This is a genomic window from Ekhidna sp. ABH4_415, assembly GCF_056161305.1.
The window spans coordinates 320,448-344,480 of sequence record NZ_JBSWYW010000004.1 but is presented as its reverse complement, the minus strand read 5'-3'; the positions used below and the strand labels follow the sequence as shown (position 1 = coordinate 344,480).

Sequence of the window (24,033 nt, the reverse complement as noted above, 5' to 3'; positions counted from 1 at the left end):
ATCCCAAATCTTAAAGCGCATTAAACGCCTTTAACCATTTTCATCAGTCGGCCAGCAAAGACAAAATCATTCAATTCCTGCACATCAGAATCCCCGATATCATCACTCGGTCCTGTCCAAAGGATTCTCCCTTCGTGCATGAAATTTACTTTATCACCTATCTCTAATACTGAATTCATGTCATGAGATACTACCACGGTGGTAATGCCGTACTCATCGGTAATGTCTTTGATGAGATTATCAATCTTGATTGATGTTTGAGGATCAAGTCCGGAGTTGGGCTCATCACAAAATAGGTAGTTTGGTTTGGTCACGATAGCTCGCGCAATACCCACTCTCTTTTTCATTCCACCTGAGATTTCCGACGGCATTTTACTATTGACATCTTCCAATCCTACGCGCTCCAGGCAAAAGTTAACACGCTCAAGTTTCTCTTCATAGGATTGCTTTGTCAGGACATTGAGCGGAAACATTACATTAGCTTCCACATTTAAGCTATCAAACAAGGCACCCCCCTGAAATAGCATGCCCATTTCTCTCCGAATTTCTGTTTGCACCTCCTTGGACGCATTGGCAAAAGTTCGTCCATTAAATTCAACGGTCCCCTCATCTGGTTTGATTAGGCCAACTATACATTTGAGCAAAACACTTTTTCCAGTTCCACTCGCTCCAATGATCATATTGGTTTTACCGGTTTCAAAATCGACATTTATATCGAAGAGTACCTGCTTGTCAGCAAATGACTTGGAAATATTTCTTACTTCAATCATGGTGTCAACAATGGGGCTAATAGGTAAGCTAATAGATAATCTCCGGCCAATATGGCAATACAACTGCTTGTTACGGCATTGGTACTGGATTGACCTACCTCCAATGCACCTCCTGATGTGAAATACCCTTTATACGAGCTGATTGCTGCCACTAAGAATCCAAATACAACAGCTTTAATCAAAGCGAAAGTGACCTGGAATGGAATGAAATCCATTTGGATGCCGAGTATGTAATCTGTTCCTGATATCACACCGGTCAACTGTGCTGTGAGGTACCCACCGTAGATGGAGACAAACCCGGCCATGATCACCAATACTGGAAACATTAAGACGGAAGCGATTATTTTGGGAAGAACAAGGTAGGAGGTAGCATTGATTCCCATCACCTCCAGTGCATCCACCTGTTCGGTTATTTTCATTGTGCCTAATTCTCCGGCGATATTGGACCCCACCTTTCCAGCGTAAACAATTGCTGTAATGGTAGGAGCTAACTCAATTAAGGTCATATCCCTTACCACCAGAGCGATCACAGGGTCGGCAATTAGTGGTGAAATGAGGTTGTAAGCCGTTTGAACTGTCGTAACAGCACCCATAAAGGCAGAAACGATTACAACAATGAATACCGAATTGTAGCCAACTTTAATGCTTTCATCTATGATACGGGTGACATACGTCTTGAACGATTCCCTTCTGACGAATAATTGGCCTAAAAAGATGATGAATTTCCCTAAACTCTTCATGAAGTTGCGTACGCTAAGATTGTTAGCTTTGTCAAACATAACACCTTAAGGAATAATCAAAAAAGAAACATGCATAATTCAGAGAGATTGGTGGTAATTACCGGAGGAACTAAGGGAATAGGGAGGGCACTTGTAGAGCGTTTTGCATCCGAAGGCTGGCCCGTGGCTACCTGTAGCAGAAATGAGGATGATCTGGACGTGTTGAGAAAACAGGTTAATGAAAACCATAAGGTACTAATTCATACGTTTGCTGCTGACTTGTCTAATAAGGAAGGGGTAAAATCATTTGTGGAGTTTGTAAGAATGATTGCCAAACCAGTTGAGATTCTTGTAAATAACACGGGCGTTTTTAATCCAGGGTCAGTATTGGAAGAGGAAGATGGCGCATTGGAGCAGATGATAAATACAAACCTGTACAGTGCGTATCACCTGACCCGCGCTTTAGCTCCGGCGATGAAACAAAATAAAAGTGGTCATATCTTTAATCTTTGTTCGGTGGCGAGCTTGAAAGCCTATCCAAATGGTGGATCTTACTCCATTTCCAAGTTTGCGTTATATGGATTCTCGCAAGCGATCAGAGAAGAACTGAAAGAATTTGGTGTGCGTGTTACCTCAGTTTTGGCAGGGGCCGTGAAAACACCGAGCTGGGATGGAGTGAATATTCCGGAAGAACGATTCATGAAACCGGAAGATATCGCCGAAACCATCTATACCAGTTATCGGTTGAGTGAGCGTAGTGTAATAGAAGAGGTGGTATTGAGACCTCAATTAGGAGATATATAAGAAACATATGATTCAGAAATACTGCAATAGTCTCACACACTATTCCCGACGAAAAACACGGGAGGTATACATAGGAGATATCCCTTTAGGAGGAGATAACCCCATCCGTGTGCAGTCCATGACCACTGTGGATACCATGGATACCATGGGTTCTGTAGAACAAGTACTTAGAATGGTAGAGGCGGGGTGTGAGTATGTTCGAATCACAGCTCCAAGCATTAAAGAAGCTCAAAATCTGGAAAATATTAAGAATGAGCTTCGAAAGCGAGGATGTGAAGTGCCCCTAGTTGCAGATATTCATTTTACGCCAAATGCTGCCGAGCTCGCTGCAACTATCGTGGAAAAGGTGCGGGTGAACCCGGGCAACTACGCGGATAAAAAGAAATTCGAACAGATCGAATATACGGATCAGACGTATGCAGATGAGATTAAACGCATCGAAGATAAATTTTCTCCGCTGGTAGAAATCTGTAAAAAGCACGGAACAGCCATGCGAATTGGAACGAATCACGGTTCTCTTTCTGACAGGATCATGAGTAGGTACGGTGATACTCCACTTGGTATGGTGGAGTCAGCATTGGAATTCATTCGTATTTGCGAATCGATGGACTACAAAGACCTGGTAATCTCAATGAAGAGTAGTAATCCGCAGGTGATGGTACAGGCGTATCGTTTGCTGGTGAACAAGCTGGATGAGGAAGGACTCGAGCCATATCCATTACACCTGGGTGTGACTGAAGCCGGCGAAGCAGAAGACGGTCGTATCAAATCGGCTGTAGGGATTGGCACTTTATTAGAAGATGGGTTAGGAGATACGGTCCGGGTTTCACTCACAGAGGAGCCGGAAGTGGAAGTTCCGGTAGCTCAGATCATGGTGGACCGCCTAGCTAATAAAGAGAACCAGAAAGAAATAAAATCGGTCACTGACCAGTGGCCAATTGATCCATTTGAATATAAGCGAAGAGCAACTAAGGAGGTCTTCAATTTTGGTCATGAGAATGTACCACGCGTCATTGCGGATTTCTCAAACGTCGATCAGATTGATGTGAAAGATTTGAAGTCCATTGGGCATTCCTATTTGCCTGAACTGGACAAGTGGGGGATGAATGACCTGGGAGCTGACTACATTTATACTGGTTCAAATCCTGTTGAATTCATGCTGCCAAATGGACTGAAAGAGGTCATGGATTATGATGTTTGGAAAAACTGCAGTGATAAGATAAATAAATACCCATATATCTCTGATTTAGAAAAAGTTGAGTCTCTTGATGGTAAGTTAAACTTTATAGGGATTGATACTGACAATTACGACCAAACAATCTTTGGTTTACTGAAAAAAACGGCCAATACAGTGCTTATACTGCATTCTGAGCAAGCACATGCCACTGCTAGTATCAGAAGGTTTGTTGTGGAGCTGATGAATCGTAAAATAGATGTTCCGGTCGTGCTGAATCAGTCATACGAAGAGCGAACGCAGGACGAACTGATCGTCCATGCTTCCACAGATGCGGGTACCTTGATGATTGATGGAATCGGTGACGGCATTATGCTGTCTCCAATCTTTACTCCATCTATTGATACATTGCAATTGTACAACAATACTGCTTTCGGAATACTGCAGGCAGCCCGAACCAGAATCACAAAGACGGAATACATCTCGTGCCCATCGTGTGGACGTACACTCTTCGATCTGCAGGAAACCACTGCTATGATTCGAAAGCGAACCGACCATTTGAAAGGGGTGAAGATTGGCATAATGGGTTGTATTGTAAATGGTCCTGGGGAGATGGCTGATGCGGACTTTGGTTATGTAGGTTCGGGAAAAGGAAAAATCACACTTTACAAAGGCCAAGAAGTAGTGAAACGCGGGGTACCTTCAGAGCGGGCTCTTGATGAACTCATCGAGTTGATCAAGGAGCATGGTAGTTGGGTAGAGCCGGAAGAAGTGGAGGTTTAGTAATCCCCTCTTTGAGGACGGTCCGACGTATCCCGAGTTGTATCGTATATAGTGTCTGTTATTTGTTGGTGTTATTCGAAACTGAAGGGTTTAATTCGTCTGACGACTCGTAAGCTTGATCTTTTTAGCTAGAACCTCACCCTGATCTTGTTTCAAGGGCTATGATCTAAGGTTTGTGCTTCATTAACCTATTTCTTTCGATTCGTGAGGACACGAACCGAGGCAATGGAGAGTTTTTCTAAAATAGAGGATGATCGTTGGCAGAGTTTTGAGCTTTCTTAAAAGTTGCAAATGCATCCCAGTGTTCAGTTATTTTTCCATCGGTTACCCGGAAGACATCCATGGTCGATTGTCTGTTGCCTCCGTTTTCGGAAATGACCTGTACAAAGACCAGGTCATTTTCAGCAATAATCAGGTTGAAATTGATTTCACGCTTTGGAGCATCTCTTAACCAAACTTCAGCGGCCTTTACCAACGCCTCTTTACCGTCACCCACTGTCGGGTTGTGTTGAATATATGTATCTGCAATATATCGGTTGGCAGCTGTAAAATCTTTATCACCAAAAAATTCCTGATAGAAACGGGTGATTAATTCTTTGTTTTTGTCGAGTACTTCTTGATTTTGGCTTATTTGTTTAAGTTGATGCAGTTCACTTGTATTCCCTTTTTGATTGCAAGAATTAATACTAAGAAGAATGAATAGCATAGTGATTAAGGAGGATTGACGTATCATGTTGTTTATTTTGAAAGAGGATGTTAACGGGCAGCAATCGAAAGAGGTTATGAAAATCCTTGAATCGTTCATAAAAAAACCTGTGAAGGTTACTTCACAGGTTTTGAAGCCAAGAAAGGCTTGTAAAATATTATAGATGATTTGGCTCTAATCTAATTATAGGGGAGTAGCTTCGATATTCATGTCGATAGCTAAATCCAATGTAAAGCTTACTGGTCCACCACTCAGGTCAATAGCAGTCAAAAGCTTGGTTTGTGGATTTTCCAGCAAGTAAGCTTCGAGTGCTTCAAAATCATCAGTATATTCTAATTCAATGGTTTGCCCGTTTAATTGTGACAAGTCTTGTCTGATTGGACTTTGCAATACCACATCTGATCCTTCAAGCGTCAGTTCAAAGTTATTTAGGGTAATGGATTCACCCTGATAATTAGAAATTGAAAGCTCAATCTTATTGAAAGTAACGTCAGTCACTTTCATACCATCAAGAGAAACGTCCACATCACTAGTGTCTCTGGATACGACTGAGGCGCTTTCATCTAACGCTATATAAAACGTTTCATCGTAAGTAAAATCTTCATTAAACGTCACAACGTCTTCCAGTTTTTCTTCAACATCTTCAACACAAGCAGTAAATAAAAAACCAAATGAAATAGTTAATAGTAACGTAAATTTTTGTAAGCTCTTCATGTAAAATATATATCTGTTTAGTAAAGCCACGAAAATACATTTCAAGATCACACGTTTATTTCTATTTCGACAAATGAGTCATCTAACAAGATCATTGAATGAATTTCATAGATATCCCGTTTAACCAAATATGGAGTAGGATACTTTCTTAATGCCTCAAAGAATTTTGGAATTGACTTTAAACTGGATTAGGTCAGCGATTTGTTTAGCTCTGCTTATGGCCTCATCTGCTTTCGGTCCTTCGAAGTGATTAATGACAGTCATTTCCCATAGCATCAACCATCTTTCAAAGTGCCGGGGCTCCAAGCTCTTTTTCTGGCTGAGTTGAATGTGTTTGAGCATGGGGTTGCCCTCATAAACCATGTTTTCGAGCAGGATTGTTTCCCAGAAATCGTACATGATCGGGATGTGAACCTCCCATTTCAATTTCATAACCTTGGTGAAAAATTCACCAATAATCCTATCTTCGATGACCAGCTCATAAAACGCATCAACAAGTAGCTCAATATCCTTTCTCGTGGTAATATCTGGCATTATGGAATTATAATAAAAAAGGGGCAAGAAGCCCCTTTTAAAAAGCCATTCTGTCTAATTAAAAATCAAAGAATGATGCAAAATCAATGGCGACAAACTCACCTGAGATCTCCTTGGTGGTTTCGTCACTAAAAGATTGAACAGTGGCAGTGAAAGTACCCGAAACGGTTTTCTTTGTCACCGCCGTAATCTGTATTTCATAATCAGTCATGTCAGTATCCTGTCCAAAAATACTTGTGGAGAAGGTAGATTCATTGGAAGGTGTTACCGAAACAGCCGCATCACCACCATTTGAAGCTCTGGTATAGGTTGCAATAGTCAAACGAGGAACGTTCACAGTAAAGTTCACTGTATCCGAACCATTCACCGCATCCCCCCCGATTGAAAAAGAGGTTTCATCATCTATAGAGAATTCAATGTAGGCGATTTCATTATCACTGGGTTTTTGGTAAACTTTTCCATCAAATGTGATAGTCGCACTAGACTCTGGAGCGTCTGAATCATCACTTCCACATGAAGCAATCGACATACTTAAAGCTATTGCTGCAAGTAATAAGAGATTCTTAATCGTTTTCATTTGTTTATTCAATTGAAAAGCAAAGTTGGATTATTCTCTTAAATCCTAAAACAGCGGATTGTTAAATTAATTGCTACTTAGTGTTTACTCATAAAAAAATCCACCCGTCGAGTGGATTTTAAGACTAACCTAAAGATGTTTAACCTAATATATCTGAGGAGTTAGCCGTTGATGTTGATCGTCCAGGTGATGTCAATATCTGTTTCACCATCAGATGATGTAGAGGTGGTAGATTTGATACCTGGTTGATGCTTTAGAATGACCTGAAAATCACCATCGCTAGAGGCCACATCCGAAGTAGTCCATGAGGTGGATAATCCCACTGGATTACCATCAGCATCCTGATCACTATAGTTCACATCATCCGTTCTATTGTCTGCGTTTCCATTTCCCGCAGGATCACTGAAGATATTATTGGTAAAAGCAAAGAAGAACATGTGTTCCTCATCTTCCTCTTCAATTTCCTCTGTTATGTTTTCACCCCCTTCACTATTTTCGACTTTTATAGCCAGATCATAGGTTGTGTTGATGTCCAGGTTGATGATTTCTGTTTCGAAATCAGCCACACCTTCACCATCTGGATCAGTCGCGGTGGCAACAATTGCTGATCCACCTCCCTGAGGTGTGAATGTGAGTGTAACCAAATCAATGACTTCTTCTTCATTTTCTGCAGCAGGTGCATCATCATCTCCACAACTTGTACAAAGCCCTCCGGTTACGATTAGACCGACTAATAAATAGTTTTTGATGTATTTCATTTTTAAGTCAATTACATTTATGCAATACTATTGCAAGTATAAATCCCTTAATGCATAAGTGCAACAATGTTGTAAGAATTAAATTGAGTAGCTGAGGAAAAGTTTGAAATTGATGCCCAAATCATCTGCAAAATAGCGAGACTGATCTGTGTACCTTCGATAGGAGGTATTAAAGAGATTCTCACCAGCTATTCTGACAGTAAGGTTATCCCGCTCATATTTAAGGGAGGCATTCATCAAAAAGAAAGCCTCAGGAGAAGTCAGGAAATCAAAGGTTCCTGTCCGGTCAAATACAATTTCTTCGGAACCAGCGAAGGCCTCTGCCGGAATAACTGTCGGCTGGTGAGTCTGTCGGGCGGTCCAGGATGGATACAATGTCAGCGTAAAATTCTTGATTTTGCGGGTAAGATTCGCCTGTACATTTAGCGGAGGAATACCAATGAATGGCTGATCATTGGAAACATCCCGTGCATAGACATAAGAAACTTTTAACTCTCCAGAATACTCCTCATTCCACTCTTTGCTGATATCGACATCTAAACCCGTGTACAATGCGTCCGTTTGATCATGGATAAAATAGGGGAAGGTACCTCGCACGGTATTGGTCAAACCATAAGGCCTGAGAAAGAAATAGTTTTTAATCCAGTTGACATAGGGGGTAATCTCAACTCTAAAAGCATCACCATAAATGTCAAGGGTAGAAATCCATTTAATGCCTCGCTCACTTTTTACCTCTTTATCATCCTGTGTAAATACTCCTGAGGTAGAGATGCTATCATTGGCCATGAAAATTTCATATCGCCACAGCCCAAACTCAATGATATTCTGATGCTTCCCGAAGCTGTAGAGTTCGTTAATATTAGGAGCCCTCCATGCGGTACCTATGTTGGATCGGATGGAAATTTGATCACTGAAGTCATGGATCATGCCGGCAGTGAATGTGAAGTTCTGAAAATTCAAGTTCTCCCGATAGATATCGTTGCTTGAATCTCTACCACGTACATTCATGTTCAGAAAATCGAAGCGTAGACCTGCTTCATATGTAGTTTGGTTTGTTGTGTAGGATTCGATACCAAAAAGACCAACACTCGTGTTGTTGTAATTAGGCACAAATGGTATAGTATTAGTGCCAGGGATATTGTCGTTGTTTTGAGCGAAGAATTGCACTCCCACTGTACCAGCCCAATTACCAGAGCTTGGGTGATCCCAGTCAAAATCCACTGTATGCGTATTTAGTTTCAAATTAATTGCCGGACGATCATTGTTTGTGCCTCGGCGGATATCAAACTCACGTCGTTCATTCTTTTGAAAAGCGTATTGCAGATCGAATTGCTGTTCACCTAAAAAGATGGTTGTTTTGATTTTGAAAAGATCATGAACGGTCTCCTGTCTGGGATTATTAATGTCGAATGAAAAATCTTTGGTTTCATTCGGTACATCAGCACCAATGGCATTTGCCAGGTCTGTCAGATTTCCATTTACCGATCCCCTCAAAATCCCCAGCTCTTGTTCAAAGTGACTGGCATATAAATCAATATCGATCCATGAAAAGTGGTGGCGCGTGGCGATCGAATAGCCAAGCTCTCTCTTTCCTGTATTGGTTAAGTGATAATCCGGAGCTTTTAGATCACCTTGTTTCGTACCATTCACACTGACCATCCATGCATTCCGTTCATAGCCAGCCTGTGCAGTTGCTTCCGCACTAAAGGAACGGCCATTCGTTTGAAAGCCGGTATTGATTTCTCCTTTTAATCCTGAATTGTATGCAGGTTGTGGCGCATCGAAAAGGATGACCCCTCCAAGCGCATCCGGTCCGTAGCGTACGGTGGAGGCTCCCTTGATCAATTGGATACGGTCTATCTGAGAAGGATCAATTTCCGGTGCATGTTCCGATCCCCAGGCCTGGTAAGAGTGCCGTACACCATTGTTGATGATCAACACCCGATTGGAGTGCAAGCCATGAACGACAGGTTTTACCACATTTTGTCCGGTTCGTAGCGTGTATACTCCAGATGCCTTAGCTAGCAGGTCACCGGCAGTTGCCCCCATACTTTCAGATACATCAACCGAAATTTCCTTCGGGTCAAGGGTTTTAACCTCATGAGCATTCAGTACTTCTTCCACAACCACACTTTCCAAAAGTGTTTCTTCAGAAGCCATGTATATAACAGGAGAGGGGTGATGAAAATCATGATGGTGCACTACTGTTTTGAAGCCAAGAAACCGAACCTCAAGGTCCACCTCGTCCAGACAAATGTTTGTGATCTCAAATTCACCTGATTCATCTGCTACTGCACCTAAAGAGGAGTTTTTGATCTTAACGGTTGCGAAAGGCAATGGTTCATTGGTGTCAATGTCCAATACTTTACCTGTGACCGACCGATCACAATCAGACGATTGGGTAAGTCCTTGAAAGGAAATCGCCAGGAATACAATGAATAAATACTTCATCTTAGACACAATTGGCACATTTGCCGTCTACAATGAGATTCACTCCCTCTGCTTCATATCCTTCTGGAAGTGAAATATTTGGCATGGGTTGTTTTTCATCCAGGCACTCGATCTGCCCACAGGTGTTGCATTTGAAATGAACATGGTTGTGATCGTGATGATCAGGAGAGCAGGTATCGTGACACAGGCCATAGGTGGCACTGCCTGTCTCGTTGGGAATTTTGTGCAGGATGCCAGAATCCAAAAAGCTGTTCAGTGTCCTATAAAGTGTTACGCGATCATATTCGGTGAACCTATTTTCTAAATCACCTTGCGAAAGCGCATTCTTTTCATCCAGAAAATATTGCATCACGTCCAGCCGACAATCGGTGATTCTCAGACTGTGATTTTTCAAGATTTGTTTCAGGTTTTCCTGCATGAAGCAAATATACTTTATGCAACTTAATTGCATTAATTAATTGGGAAACACTTTCTTTAGTTTTGTGGTTTCAATAGCATATGGAAAAGCAAGAAACAAATAAGCAAGAGGAGAAAGTCAACTACTTTGATTTCACTGAAGTATTGACTTACTTTTTCAGAAAAAAGGATCCAAACCGTCCCAAGAGCTTTAACCTAAAAGCGATGCACACAATTAATAAGATTTCCATCCTGATGTTTTTAGGAGCGGTGATCGTGATGATTGTGAGAGCCATATCTAGAGCGTAAACCTTCTATTTTGTCATTTCGACCAACGGGAGAAATCTTTAAACATTTTTAATCTAACTGGAAAGCGTTTTCAAGCCACCTGATGCACTATTCAAATGAATTCAATAAGAGGCTGTCTCAAAAGTGTTTCGTCATTGCGAATGAAATGAAGCAATCTCGTTAAAAGAACCGTTATTAATATCGAGATCGCCGACAGGCTGCCCTGTTCGATTCCTCGGGATGATGGCTTTTTTGCTTTTTTGAGACAGACTCTTACTATTTTAGCTTTATGAAAAAGTCACTAATAATCACTCTTTTCCTGAGCACAGCAACTGCTTTTGCTCAGGATTCTGACCCAATGATCACAGACAGACCCACGCAATCAGCAGCCTCGACCGTGGTTCCACTTGGAACAGCCATTATCGAATATGGATTTATTCACGAGTCAGCTTTAGACATTACTAATACTACAATAGCCAACTTACACGCCAGAGTAGGACTCTTAAAGTTTGCTGAGCTACGAATCACTCAAAACATCCAACAGGTCAAAGATGGAGCGACTGATGCTAAAGTAAGTGGCCTTACTCCAATCACACTTGGTACGAAAGTGCACCTGGTAACAGAGCGAGGCGCCATGCCTCAAACGAGTATTATTGGACAGGTGACACTTAATAATGGGAAGGAAGAATTTAGACCGGGGAAGGCCATTCCTGAGGTACGGTTAAACTTCTCAAACACACTTGGCGAATTTTGGTCATTGGGCTACAATGTGGGTATGCAGTTTCCTGAAAACAATACCACTACACTCTACTCAGCAGTGATTGGGTATTCATTTCTTCCCGGTTGGACAGCCTTCGCCGAACCATATGGTTTCTTTTACGAAGATGATGCAGATCACCGATTTAATGCCGGGTTTATCTACCTGGTGAAAAACAACTTCCAGGTTGATTTAACCGGGGGGGTAGGACTGTCAGATATCTCACCGGACTATTTTATTGGTTTTGGTGCGGCGGTCGGGTTTTAAAGATACTGCGCGCCTTTTTGTTCCCTAAAGGGATCGAACACACTGATTAACATTTATCACAAGTTCTCTTTTTTGAGTTAGTGAAACCGTCAGGGCTAAGCGGATTCTGCTCTACCATGTTGTCATTCTGGAAGAATCTCTAAAGGTCGAAGCACTGAAATTGATAGATCCTTAACAGGATGACATTGAGGAGAGCTTAGCCTGACGGTAGAGTCTTTTAACAATCAGTGAATGATAAAATTATCACCTCGCCAAACTCCAATTAATACCGAGGTACACCTCTCTTCCATGAATAGGTGAGTACGCATAGGCCGTATCGAAACTATCGCTGAATCCGAGGTTGGCATTGGGATCATTGGTCCCTGTCAAAGGTGACCAGGGCTGTACATAATCGAAGATGTTTTGTAGGCCTCCGTATATCGACCAGCCATTCTTGAAGTCTTTTGCTACTTGTAAATTGTGAATAGCGAAAGTAGAGGAGGAGGTTGGTCGTGGGTTGGGCAATGGATTTCCATTTCCATCTAAATCATACACCTCAGGAAGCGCCATCGGGCCCGTCAGCCTTGCCGTGTAGGCCAGGGTCAAATCCCAGGGCTTGTGACGGTAATTGGCAGTGAATATACCTGTCCAGGAGGGAGCAAATTCGATATCCCTTTTTTCACCGTTTTCCTTCTCAGTCACATCCTGCAGGTTTATTCCCGCATTGAAAGCCAGAGGAAAAGCCAGCTCTTGCTGAATGCTGATGCCTATTCCTTTGCTTACTGCAAACCCATCTGTATTGGTGTAACGAATTTGATCTTCATTAGAATAATCTGGTGTGATCTTGTTCGTGAAGTACGTATAGTATGCATCGATATCCAGCATGCCCTGGCTGGCACCCCATGTATAAATGTGATTAAGGTTGAAAGAGAGGTTGTATGATTCCTCAGGACGCAGTTCTTCTTCAATGACCACCTCACGTTGACCCGTAACAAAGGCATGGTCTTCTGTAAAGAGATTTACAATGCGAAAACCTGTACCAAAGTTGGAGCGCAGGGTGGTCCACTCACCTGGCTTATATTTCAGGCTTAGCCTTGGGGCGGGAATGAGGCCATGGTCTTCGTAGTGATCCAGCCTTAAGCCTGAGAGGGCCGTAAACCGATCGGAAATATTCCATTCGTCCTGCACAAAAATCCCAGGAATGTATTGATTGTCCGGTTGATTTTCACCGTTCGCCTCAGTAGCTATGGTATTGTCATCATAGGTTTGATACCTAGAGGTCAGGCCTGTGGTTAGTTGATGATTATTTAAGGGTTTGTCCCAAATCAAATTCGAGAAAAGAATGTCCTGGGATGCCTGGTAGTAGTCAGCGCCATAATAGCTGTCCTGCTCATGTGTGCTCAGCGAGTAATCGATCCGGATGTTCTCTGATGTAGGTAATTGATACGTTCCGAAAAGCTCGTACCTGTGCGTGTAGATGCTTTCTCCGTACACCTCGTTGCTTCCTCGCAGATTCCGATAGTTTCGGTCTTGAAGAAACTCTTTTACCCCATTTCGTCTGTCTTCATAGTAATATTTCCCTGAGATCGTGAATTTCTTCCCAGAAGGCCGATAAATATCCCACTTGGAGAAAAGGGAAATACGGTCCAGGTTAATGTTATCACCAAAACCATCCCCATTTCTGTCATCAAAATCATTGATGTAGGCATAGTTGAGTCCGATGAAACCTGCACTTTTTCCAATGCGTGGAGCCAAAGAGAAGTTGCCAAATGACTCATAATGAGAGGTACCCATCACATCTGCAGAAAACAATGGCTGACTGGAAGGATCTTTGGTGATGATGTTGATCACACCTGCCACTGCTTCTGAGCCATAGAGGGTCGAGCTCGGCCCTTTGATCACTTCAAACCGATCGATGATCATGCTGGGAATGCCATTGAGTCCGTAAACAGAAGCCAGGTTTCCATAAATAGGGGAGCCATCCATGAGGATTGCAGTATAAGGGCCTGGAAGTCCGTTAATGGAGATACTGTTCGTAAAACATACGCCACACGCCACCACCTCCTGGATGCCATTGACCAATGAAATGCCTTCTACAACACTCGTTGCTGCCGCAGGGGTATAGGTGTTCAAATGTTTTGCTGTGACCACTTCCACTTTGACTGGCGATCGGGAAACGAATGTTGGCTGCATGGTGCCTGTCACCACTACCTCGTCCATAGTGAGCGTACTTTCTTCAAGGTTGAAAGAAAGTGAAGTGGATGGAACAGTTATTTCTTCCTTGATGATCTTAAAGCCAACAGATCGAATCTCTAATGTATAGCTGCCTTGCTGCACATCTTTGATTAAAAAATCACCGTTTGCATCGGTCACCGCACCATGATCTGTCTCCAATAATCGTACGGTAGCACCTGGGAAAGCTTCTCCATCCGTCAATACTGTTCCACTCACCTCATTTTGACCAAATGACAGGATTGGCACGAATAGCATGATTAATACCCCTAATCTCATAAACATATCGTTCATCATTCTTACGATTATGCAAAACTATTGATTAGTATAAACAAAACAAAAAGTTAGATTAGCCTAAAAATAGAATAGACACTGCCGTATTCCGAGCGAAGCGAAGGAATCTCATCAATGCAAGGTATGCTCCTAATCATAAGATTGCTTCGACATGCCTCCACGCAATGAAGCAAAGTGTGATAAACATGTGTTCCATCGGAAATCTTACGATCAGTTGTATATTTTAAATAGTGGTTTTATACTTGTGAATATTTGACGTTTTCAGCTAGGCGTCACACCTAACCTAATCACAATATGGACCACCGTACTGTTCTGCTCACTTTCTTTTGTCTAACATTTTGTTTTTTCTCGTATAGCCAAAACCGTTCAGACCTAATTGGTAGTTGGGAGATCGATTATGAGGGTACTTTGTCCCTGATGGACGAGTCTTCCCAAAATCGATTTGAATCCCTGACAGAGGAAGAAAAAAGCCAGTTAAAAACCCAGCTGGTCAATCAACAATTTTTTTTCAAAGAGGACTCCACCTTTTTGATAGGTACCAAAGGAGGAACCTTTTTTGATGGCACCTGGACAATAGAAAATGGTAGCTTAAAGCTTGATTTTTATAGCGGTGCCTCAAAAAGTCAGCATTTTGAAATGCCTGATCCTAACCATCTACTGTTCATTATTGCCTCTCCCTCTTCAGATGAGTTACTAAATAAAATGTACCTCAAAAAAATTCCGTCGAATTAATTATCACCACCGATGAAATCACCTATAATCACCCTATTCTTCTTATCGTTTCTATTGTTCTTTTCTTTAGGTGCAAGTGCACAGTGCTTTATCTGCCCGCCGGATGATGGTGGTGGAGATAGGGAACCGTGTTTAAGAGATGTGGAAGGAAACTGCGTAGAAAGAGAAGGGGGCGGATCTGGCGGTGGATCTGGCGGAGGCTCTACCAACACTTCACGCCCTACAGCCACTGCAGCCAGCTCGGTAACGACCATGAGCTTCAATGCCAACTGGACGGCTGTGGATAATGCCACCCATTACTACCTGGATGTGGCTACTACAAGTAATTTTGGTCCCACTACATTATCTGGTTACAACAATGTCGAAATTGGTGGCGGCTTTGACGGTGGCTTTGAAGGAAGTAACAATGGTACTCCACCTACGATTTATTCTGTTTTGAACCTGACGCCCGGTAAGAGCTACTACTACCGGGTCCGATCCAAAGGGTCTAACGGAAATGTATCCGGGAATTCCAATACGATGACGGTGACTACCAATATTGAAAAACCGGCTAAAATTGAAGAAACAAGTAGAACCACTACTCGCTTTACAGCCCGATGGGGCGGGGTGTCCGGCGCTCAGTCTTATCGCCTGGATGTAGCAACCAATAGCAGCTTTAGCAATAAGCTGTCCAGCTACAATAATAAATCCGTCTCCGGTACCAGCCTGACGGTTTCAGGTCTAACTCCTGGGAAAAAATACTATTACCGTGCCCGGGCAGTAGGAGAGGATGCCACCTCTGCTAATTCAGATTATGTGATGGCTAATACCAATATGGCTACACCCGCTGCTTCCGCAGAAACATCACGAACCAATCATTCCTTTAATGCTAATTGGCAGAGTGTGGGTGGAGCTCAATCTTACCTGCTGTATGTCTCTGAAAAAAGTGATTTTTCCACTCACCTATCGGGTTACAACGGATACTCAACCACCACCACCAGCAAAACCATCTCCGGACTGGAGGCAGGCAAGAATTATTATTACCGACTAAAAGGAGTAGGCCAGCATTACACCTCTGGCTATGGGTCCACGCGTACGGCCTACACCTCTATTTCTAAACCTACAGGCATCAACACCACCAACCGGTCATTGTCAGGTTTCAGAACAAACTGGAGCGCAGTGACAGATGCAAAGAGTTACACCGTTCAGGTTTCGGATGATCCCAATTTTTCTACGATTGTAGCTTCCGGAACCACCCAGTTTTTAAACTATGCCTTTTCCGGGCTCAATGATCTGAAGACATACTACTATCGTGTTCAAGCGAACGGAGAAGATAGAAGCTCTGGCTATACTACATATGTGTCTGTTTTGCCGGTATTGAGAGGAGGAACCATTACCTATACCGGAGGCGATCTGTGTGCAGGCGATGACCCTGAAATGATCAGCGGCGATGCAGCAATTGGGGGGGATGGAAACTACACCTATCGCTGGAGGTATCTGGATGGCTCCACCTGGAAAACTTTTGCCGATAATGTTAATTCAGTAAGCTTTAATACCACCATGACCATCTCCGAAAACCTGAGGGTGATGCGGCAGGTGCAGTCTGCGGGGAGCACATGGGTAAACTCCAATCAAATAACCATTCCGGTTTACACGGTACAATCTAATCCGGGCTCTTTGACCTATACTGCCGGGCAGTACTGTCCAGGCGATGATGTGAGCTTTCGTTTTACTAAAACCAACAACAACATTGACGTAAACAACACCTTTTTGGAGGTGCTTCGGAAAGGGACCTGGGTAACCCTTGGAAATATCCAGACCACCCGAACCTCCATGGTGGTAGAGGGCGATGCATTTCGGGTGCGGTATGAGCAGCCGTGCAGCGGCAGTGTGTATTCCAATACTGTTTCACCAGCTCTACGTACCGATTGCATAGAGCCGCCCTCCATGGATCAAAACTTTGTGCGTGTGGAGCGTCCCCGGATACCACTCAGCGACCCTGCAGGATTTGCTACACTCTCTGAAACGGAAAAAAGTGTAAGCTATAGCTATACCGATGGTGCCGGAAGACCGACCATGAGCATTGCTGCAGCAGCCGGACAAAATGGGGAGGATGTGGTGCAATACAATGTATATGACAACCAGGGGCGGCAGTCTACCTCCTATATGTCATATCTCGTAGATGCGAACGTGCCGGGTGAATACCGTACAGATCCCACCACCGAGCAGGCCGGTTTTTATTCCACCCAGCAGGGCATCACGCATGATGCCAACCCATTCAGCGTGCGGGAGTATGACAACTATGGGCGAGTGACATCTGTCCTGGCATCAGGAGAGGCATGGCACACGGCCAACAAGAAAACCGAGATGAGCTACTTCATGTATACGACTTCTATGAATGGCACGGTAGATGAAGTGAAAAGATGGGAGCTGGATGCTAATGAAAAACCAGTTGTAGGATCGTTATATAGTAATAACCTGCTTACCATCAGTGAGGTGACCTCACCCGACGGAAGAAAGACGCAGACGATAAGCAACGGTCTTGGCCAAACCCTCGCCAAGCGCAAATGGGACGGGAACTCCTGGAATACGACCTATCATGTGTATGATGAATACGCACGCCTGCGGTATGTGATTCCACCGAAGATGGCAAATAAAACATCGCTGACCGATGAGGAAATTGCCGGCTTCCTGTTTGAGCAAAAATACGACGAGCGAAGCAGGGTAATTGAGTCTCGCTCTCCGGGTGCCGGATGGCACTATGTGGTCTACGATGAATGGAACCGACCGGTTCTCACGCGGCACGATGGACAAAAAGATGCCGAAGGCAACAACACCTGGACGTTTGTGAAATACGATATTTTCGGTCGAACGGTGCTTTCCGGTCTGGTCACTACCTCAAAGACCCGTGCTGAGCTGCAGGCCATGGTATCCGGAGGCAGGTACGAGGGTGTCACCAATGATGCGATTGGATATACGCTGGATCGATCGTTCCCCAAACTGGATATTGACTTTTCTGATTATGAGTTGCACACCATCACGTATTACGACAACTACGATTTTGTGAGCAGACCAGGCTGGGATGTGGAAGGTCATGATTTTTCTTCCCTGATGCCTGCTGGTTTTACATTCGAATCCTCGGCTCCTGATGGATACATATTGTTGACCTCTGACCATACAATTACGCAGGCGGAGGCAAACAGTAAGTTTGCTTATCAGCAAAATGTAGTAGTAACAATCCCACCAGATGTTACACTTGGACCAGATTTTGAGTTGATAGTAGCCGATAGTCATAGTTCTGCCGTACTGGGCATGACCACCGGTGCAAAAGTGCGCGTGCTGGGTACCGACCTGTGGCTCAACTCGGTGGTGTACTACGACAACAAGCTACGCGAAATTCAGCTGGTGGCTGAAAACCACGTGGGTGGTACGGACCGCCTCAGCTACGAGATGGACTGGGAAGGCAAGGTGCTGCAAAGCCTGCTGGACCATACCGGAAAGGAATCTGTGACGCTGCTCTCCGAGTATGAATACGATGATCGCGGAAATCACCTACGCACGTATGAGACCATTGATGGGGCCAACCGCACGCTGGTGGCTGCCTATAATTACAATGTACTGGGTGAGCTGGTGGAAAAGAATATTCATTCCAGCGACAATGGAGGCTCCTTCCTGCAGTCGGTAGACTACCGATACACCATCCGTGGGTGGCTGAAGTCCATCAACGATTCCGGTTTGGGTGATGAGGAGAGCGATGTGTTTGGTATGGAGCTAAACTATACTGACCCTGTTACTGTAAACGGGCAGGCCATTGCGCCAAGCTATGACGGAAATATTGCTTCTGCCTCTTGGAACGCTACCAATATTACCAATGAGACTGTCCCCTCGGGGGGACCACAGGGGGGTAAGGAAGCCATCTACGGCTACACCTACACCCCACTAAACCAACTGCAGGCTGCCAGCTATGCGACGGACAATGCGGGCACCTGGACCGGTGACGCGGATACCTACACCATGACAGCCAGCTATGATGCCAATGGCAACACCGACCAGCTGACACGTAATGCGGCTGACGGTCCACTGGATAATTTAGATTATACCTATGAACCAAATTCAAATAAGCTGACCGCTGTAGCAGACAACAGTGCCAACACCAGTGGAATGGAGGACTACTATCCCGGCACAGACTATGCGTATGACGAGATGGGCAACCGCACCTCCGACATGAATAAGCAGATCACGGATATTCACTACAACCACCTGCAGCTGGTGGATCAGATCACTTTTTACGATAACACCACGATCAGCTACACCTACGATGCTGGAGGGAACCGACTGTCGAAAGAAGTAATAAACGCTGACGGTAAATCCATCGCCAAAATAGACTATGTAGGAGCAGTAGAGTACCTGGATGAGGAGATCAACCAGGTGTATATAGAAGGAGGTAGGGCCTACAAACAAAACGGCCAGTATTTCAATGAATACTTCATTACGGACAACCAGGGCAACAACCGGGTGGCCTTTGGGGTGCTGCCGGAGCGCAACATTTATACGGCTACCATGGAAACGGAGCATCCGGAGTTTGACTGGACCGGAGTGACCCGGGTGCCAAACGAAAATCATACGCCGCTGGGTACTAAAAGTGTCGCATTGAATAATGCAGCCAATCGTACACTGGGTCCAGCAAAAGTGCTGAATATCCAGGCCAACGACGAAGTGGAAATAAACGTTTGGGCGAAATACACGGATGATCCTCATGGCACTTCCAGTACCTTTGGCGATATATTGACTGCCCTGCACACGATGACAGGAACCTCTTCTACAGATGGTGCTCTGGGAGAGGCCCTTAGCAATACCCTGGGCACAGGAGGAAGTAACCCGTTTCCAGTAGATGGAAACACGGCAAGCAACACCGATGCACCGGATGCGTACCTGGCGTACTTGTTCTATGATGTGAATTACCAGTTTGTGGCTGAATTATCCAACTACCGGGCAGTCACAGATTCTTCATTTAAGGAATGGGCCAAGCTAGAGACACCTGGCAAGCTGGTATTTGATCAGCCGGGTTATTTGCTGGTGTATGTAGCCAATGAAAGTGAGGAGGACCAGGAAGTCTTTTTTGACGATCTGAAGATCACGCACAGTAGTGCGAGTGCGAGCTTTAAGGTCTCGCAGGTGAATGAATACTATCCGTACGGCTTGCATACAGACAAAAGCTGGCGGGCAGCAGGCTACATAGACCCGGGCATGATGTACCAGGCGGCCTATGCAGGATATGACAGCCTCACGGGCTATTATGATTTCCTATACAGAAACTACGATCCTACTCTGGGGCAGTTCTTTGCGGTAGACCCGATGGCCGGCACGCAGACGGGCTATTCTCCGTATCATGCGAATTATAATAATCCGGTAAGGTATACGGATCCGTTGGGGTTGAGACCTGAAGATTTTCCTGATCACTGGCCAGTTGTAGATGCGGGTGGTGTAATGGGAACTGGTGAACCAATGGATTGGATTAATGTTGGATTGGGGAGTGGTTTAAGCCAAGGCTTTGGATATGGGGTTGATTTTAAATCTTATGTTGCTAGTGACAGGGAAAGATTAAGTTCAATGATGATAACTGCTTGGCGCTCTACAGCCAAAGGCACAGATAAAAGTTTTGCAGTTAGTGGTGGAGCATTAGGGTCCGGACAGATAATCCCTTCATCTTATTTTGATCCAAGTAATCGTTCATATGTTGCAGGTGATAGAAGTAGTTATTGGATTTATGATGATGATGAAAATTTACTAACTGCCGGATTAGGCATTTCAATCAATAGAGCAGTATTCAATTGGCAAGATTTTCTTGGTGATGTTGGATTGTGGGGTGATGGGAGAGTAACTCAAGATCAATCAAATGGAAAAACTGAAAATAGAGAACCTTCACTTGCTGAAATAATAGAATTCAATCTGTTTAGAATAGCTTTCGGTATTTTGCCAGATGCAAAATCATATGCTGTTAATGTAGATGTTGTAGTTGCTGGAGGTGTTGACGTTACCTACAATTCCAAATTAACCTTATTAACAGGGCCAGATAAAGGCAAAACAAAAACCTTCGCGGAAGTTGGATATGCCGTAGGGCTTGATGTGGGTATCTCAATGATGTTTACAGAATACTATTATACAGGGAACCCTAGTACACTTAGCTTTGATGATTTTAAAGGTTTAAGATTTTCTGGTAATCTTGGGATGTCAGTGGGTATTGAACTTGGTGGCGGAATTTCAATAGCAAAAGTTGCCTCTGGTGGTTATATCATTGGCATATCAAGAAATATAGGAATGTCTCCACAAGGGCCTTCAGGAAATTTTAATATTGGTTTTGCTGGCTATAAATAATGAGTAAATGTTTTCAATAAATGACGATAATAAATGGATGTTATTCCTTAAACTAATGGTTTTTGGATTGACTCTTGGGATAATAATCTTCATGGTTTTTAACAGAAAAATTGATAGCTATGAAGAAATAGGATTTCAAGATTACATTTATGATTCAATTCTCTCGGTAAGACCATATCAGTCCGTTGCTCTAATAGAACTTAACAGTGGAAAGAAAATCAAAATTTTGCCTGCTAGAAACTATGAATATAAACCTTATAAACTCAATTACTTTTTAAGTGTTGACGATTATCTAGAAAAGAGATCAGGTAATGATACGCTTGTAATTAAAAGAGGAAATCGTCAATTCATATTTAGAATAGGCGAATATTTGAATGAAGAATTGAGAGAAGATTAACTCCCCCGCTCCCGCAAGTTTGTAACTTGCGGAATATGTTTGTTTATTCCTAACTAGCCCAAGCCTAAAAAGACAAAACTGGTTCAAGTGTCTGGTTGGACCTTACAGAGAAATCTGCGATCAATTGAAGTAGATCCTTCACTGCGTTCAGGATGACATGCAATTATGGTCGTTAGTTACAATAGATGAGATTGCTTCAGTCGTTCTTCCTTCGCAAAGACGGAAATATTTTTATTTTCGTCATCGCGAGTGAAACGAAGCGATCTTAATTAACTTTTACCTTTACTTCAATCCAAGCAGTGTCCTGCACCAAGATTGATTGTAGGAATTGGCACAGGGAACAAAATTGATAATCCCTTTTTCAATTATTCTGGCTTGCTCAAATAACGGAATTACGCTATACTTGGAGTTTTATTGCCAATCAATAATTACTTGTAATATATCTATTCGCCAAATCAATTAATTTCATGAAACTGTTTTTCTCTCTACTGCCTTTGTTGTTTTCATTTTTATCATTTTCCCAGCAATCAATCAAGTTTAAAGATGTCTCCAGGCAAGAGCTGGAAATGAAATATTGTGCATTTGATTCTTCTGCTAGCGCAGTTGTTTTATACGATAAGGGAGAATTTAGGCAAGATGGAAAGTTCATCAGACATAGGCGAATTAAAGTACTCAAACATGCAGGTAAATCATATGCTAATCTCACGCTCAAGACTCCAAGTAAGGGGAGCATCAGCGCATTTGTATACAATCTTGAAAATGATCAAATAGTTGAAAGTAAGCTCACTAACTCTTCAATTTATACTGAGGAATTGTTTGATGGATTTCATGTTTATAAGATCTTTTTACCAAATGTGAAAGTGGGTAGTGTAATAGACATTCGCTATATGCACTATGGTATACCATTTGAATGGCGATTTCAGGAAACAATACCCATTGTATATAATGAGTTGAAATTGGAAAAAACACAATACGTAATTTTTGAGAAGCAGCAAAGAGGTTTTGGTAAAATTGATGTTATCGGGAATGATCATTATATGGTTAAAGATGTTCCGGCCTTTGTGGTGGAACCATTTGTGTCTCATTACTCCAACTATGTGACAAAATTTGAATTTCAGCTGACAAAAATTGCTATTCCTGGATATTTCTACGAAAATATAAGCACCTCATGGCCAACAATAAGCGAAAAATTGATGGAAAGCTATCAATTTGGACATTTGATAAAAAGCACTTCTTTTTTGAAAGACTCAGTGAAGTTGTGGAAGAAAACACTTACAAAAGAACAGCGGATGCAAAAAGCCTATAGCTACATGCGCGATGAAATTAGCTGGAATGGGAATGACAGGTTATTTGGAAGCGAACTTTTGAATAAAAAGTTAAAAACAGATAAGCAGGGTACATCTGCTGATATTAATCTCACCCTCATTGCATTGTTAAGAGAGCTTGAGCTGGAAGCGTACCCCGTGGTGTTAAGCACCAGAGATAATGGATTGTTGAATCCATTGATTCCTAACCTTTGGAATCTCAATTATGTATTGGCTTATGCAGAAAGTGAAGAGGGGGGCATTGTGCTAGATGCAACAGATAAGAACCTGATTATGGGTATGATACCCGAAAAATGCTTAAACGGGCAAGGATGGCTTATTACTGATGAAAAAGAAGGTGAATGGATATCATTAAAGCCCTCTCGTATTTCAGAGGTGCATCGTATGGTAAATATGGTTTTAGATGAGGATCACCTGGCTTCAATCAATGTTTCTCAAAAAAAATCAAACTATTACTTTCTAGACTGGCACGAGAATTATAATAATTCATCTGATGAAAGCATAGCAGCCCAATTAGCGGATAAATATCAAATTGAGGTTGATTCGTATGATTCAAAAGTAAAAGCCAATAAAGCTGTAGTGATGGAATCATTCAAGGCAGATGTAACAGAATCCATCACAGACTTAGGGCGCGATATCTATATTGATCCATTTCTTTTTTGTAGCTTCTCATCCAATCCATATGTGGCTCAGGCAAGAATTGCTCCCGTTGATTTAGGCCATAGATTTAAGGAGAGAGCTACCATAAATATTACGATACCTGAAGGGCTAACACTCAGTGAGCTGCCTAAATCTGAAGCGGTTAATGCATTTAATAACGGAATGGTTTTTACCATTAACTACTCTATGCTTAACAATAAAATTCAAGTTCAATATTCTTATGAGGTAAATAATACTCTTTACTCCCAGGAAGAGTACGGAATACTAAGGGATTTTCATAGTTACATCATAGATAAGATTAATAAGCCGATCCACCTTGTGAAAAAGACTTAAGGTCTATTAAGTAACATGCTCTTTTGCTT

General features: G+C 42.9%; 18 protein-coding genes. 8 read left to right on the top strand and 10 right to left on the bottom strand.

Annotated features, from left to right (window positions below):
- Positions 1-20: 20 nt before the first annotated feature.
- Positions 21-770: an ABC transporter ATP-binding protein gene (locus ACXAH9_RS08845; RefSeq protein WP_474894499.1), complete on the bottom strand. Its 750-nt coding sequence runs from the start codon at positions 768-770 to the stop codon at positions 21-23.
- On the bottom strand, positions 767-1,510 hold the full coding sequence (locus tag ACXAH9_RS08840) for an MlaE family ABC transporter permease (RefSeq protein ID WP_474894498.1): 744 nt from the start codon (positions 1,508-1,510) through the stop codon (positions 767-769). Before ACXAH9_RS08840 ends, ACXAH9_RS08845 begins: the two co-directional genes overlap by 4 nt.
- A 69-nt stretch (positions 1,511-1,579) precedes the next feature.
- Here ACXAH9_RS08840 and ACXAH9_RS08835 point away from each other — a divergent pair, with 69 nt between their 5' ends.
- Both ACXAH9_RS08835 and ispG read left to right on the top strand, forming a co-directional pair.
- Entirely contained in the window at positions 1,580-2,293 is a 714-nt protein-coding gene (locus ACXAH9_RS08835) for an SDR family oxidoreductase (protein ID WP_474894497.1), read from the top strand.
- 7 nt (positions 2,294-2,300) lie between these two features.
- Positions 2,301-4,250: a (E)-4-hydroxy-3-methylbut-2-enyl-diphosphate synthase gene (gene ispG / locus ACXAH9_RS08830; protein WP_474894496.1), complete on the top strand. Its 1,950-nt coding sequence runs from the start codon at positions 2,301-2,303 to the stop codon at positions 4,248-4,250.
- A gap of 238 nt (positions 4,251-4,488) precedes the next feature.
- Here ispG and ACXAH9_RS08825 read toward each other — a convergent pair whose 3' ends face one another.
- From ACXAH9_RS08825 to ACXAH9_RS08795, 7 genes are all read right to left on the bottom strand, one after another.
- The gene (locus ACXAH9_RS08825) at positions 4,489-4,983 is read right to left on the bottom strand and encodes a nuclear transport factor 2 family protein (protein ID WP_474894495.1); all 495 of its coding nucleotides are present in this window, start codon (positions 4,981-4,983) and stop codon (positions 4,489-4,491) included.
- Between the two features lie 156 nt (positions 4,984-5,139).
- A complete protein-coding gene (locus tag ACXAH9_RS08820) occupies positions 5,140-5,670 on the bottom strand; it encodes a hypothetical protein (RefSeq protein ID WP_474894494.1) in 531 nt (176 codons plus the stop codon).
- 156 nt (positions 5,671-5,826) lie between these two features.
- The gene (locus ACXAH9_RS08815; protein ID WP_474894493.1) at positions 5,827-6,204 is read right to left on the bottom strand and encodes a group III truncated hemoglobin; all 378 of its coding nucleotides are present in this window, start codon (positions 6,202-6,204) and stop codon (positions 5,827-5,829) included.
- A 58-nt stretch (positions 6,205-6,262) separates the two neighbouring features.
- Entirely contained in the window at positions 6,263-6,781 is a 519-nt protein-coding gene (locus ACXAH9_RS08810) for a hypothetical protein (RefSeq protein ID WP_474894492.1), read from the bottom strand.
- Between the two features lie 161 nt (positions 6,782-6,942).
- Positions 6,943-7,539 carry a hypothetical protein gene (locus tag ACXAH9_RS08805; RefSeq protein ID WP_474894491.1) on the bottom strand — a complete coding sequence of 199 codons (597 nt, stop codon included), beginning with the start codon at positions 7,537-7,539 and terminating at the stop codon, positions 6,943-6,945.
- A 78-nt stretch (positions 7,540-7,617) separates the two neighbouring features.
- Complete coding sequence (locus ACXAH9_RS08800) at positions 7,618-9,990, bottom strand: TonB-dependent receptor (protein ID WP_474894490.1); 2,373 nt, start codon at positions 9,988-9,990, stop codon at positions 7,618-7,620.
- A gap of 1 nt (position 9,991) precedes the next feature.
- Entirely contained in the window at positions 9,992-10,384 is a 393-nt protein-coding gene (locus ACXAH9_RS08795; protein WP_474894489.1) for a Fur family transcriptional regulator, read from the bottom strand.
- A gap of 104 nt (positions 10,385-10,488) precedes the next feature.
- On the opposite strand from ACXAH9_RS08795, the gene ACXAH9_RS08790 reads away from it, so the two are divergent.
- Positions 10,489-10,695 carry a DUF6728 family protein gene (locus ACXAH9_RS08790; RefSeq protein WP_474894488.1) on the top strand — a complete coding sequence of 69 codons (207 nt, stop codon included), beginning with the start codon at positions 10,489-10,491 and terminating at the stop codon, positions 10,693-10,695.
- Between the two features lie 268 nt (positions 10,696-10,963).
- Positions 10,964-11,698, top strand: coding sequence for a transporter (locus tag ACXAH9_RS08785; RefSeq protein WP_474894487.1), 735 nt, complete (start codon positions 10,964-10,966; stop codon positions 11,696-11,698).
- Positions 11,699-11,941: 243 nt separating this feature from the next.
- Here the strand turns inward: ACXAH9_RS08785 and ACXAH9_RS08780 are convergent, their stop codons facing one another.
- Positions 11,942-14,188, bottom strand: a complete 2,247-nt coding sequence (locus ACXAH9_RS08780; RefSeq protein WP_474894486.1) for a TonB-dependent receptor — start codon at positions 14,186-14,188, stop codon at positions 11,942-11,944.
- Positions 14,189-14,497: 309 nt separating this feature from the next.
- On the opposite strand from ACXAH9_RS08780, the gene ACXAH9_RS08775 reads away from it, so the two are divergent.
- The 4 genes from ACXAH9_RS08775 (at position 14,498) to ACXAH9_RS08760 (ending at position 24,004) form a co-directional block, all read left to right on the top strand.
- Positions 14,498-14,935 carry a hypothetical protein gene (locus ACXAH9_RS08775; protein ID WP_474894485.1) on the top strand — a complete coding sequence of 146 codons (438 nt, stop codon included), beginning with the start codon at positions 14,498-14,500 and terminating at the stop codon, positions 14,933-14,935.
- A gap of 12 nt (positions 14,936-14,947) precedes the next feature.
- Positions 14,948-21,289: a DUF6443 domain-containing protein gene (locus ACXAH9_RS08770; RefSeq protein ID WP_474894484.1), complete on the top strand. Its 6,342-nt coding sequence runs from the start codon at positions 14,948-14,950 to the stop codon at positions 21,287-21,289.
- A 7-nt stretch (positions 21,290-21,296) separates the two neighbouring features.
- Positions 21,297-21,686 (top strand): hypothetical protein, encoded by a 390-nt coding sequence (locus tag ACXAH9_RS08765; RefSeq protein ID WP_474894483.1) that lies wholly within the window; start codon positions 21,297-21,299, stop codon positions 21,684-21,686.
- Positions 21,687-22,153: 467 nt separating this feature from the next.
- Positions 22,154-24,004 (top strand): hypothetical protein, encoded by a 1,851-nt coding sequence (locus ACXAH9_RS08760; RefSeq protein WP_474894482.1) that lies wholly within the window; start codon positions 22,154-22,156, stop codon positions 24,002-24,004.
- The last annotated feature ends 29 nt before the right edge of the window (positions 24,005-24,033 follow it).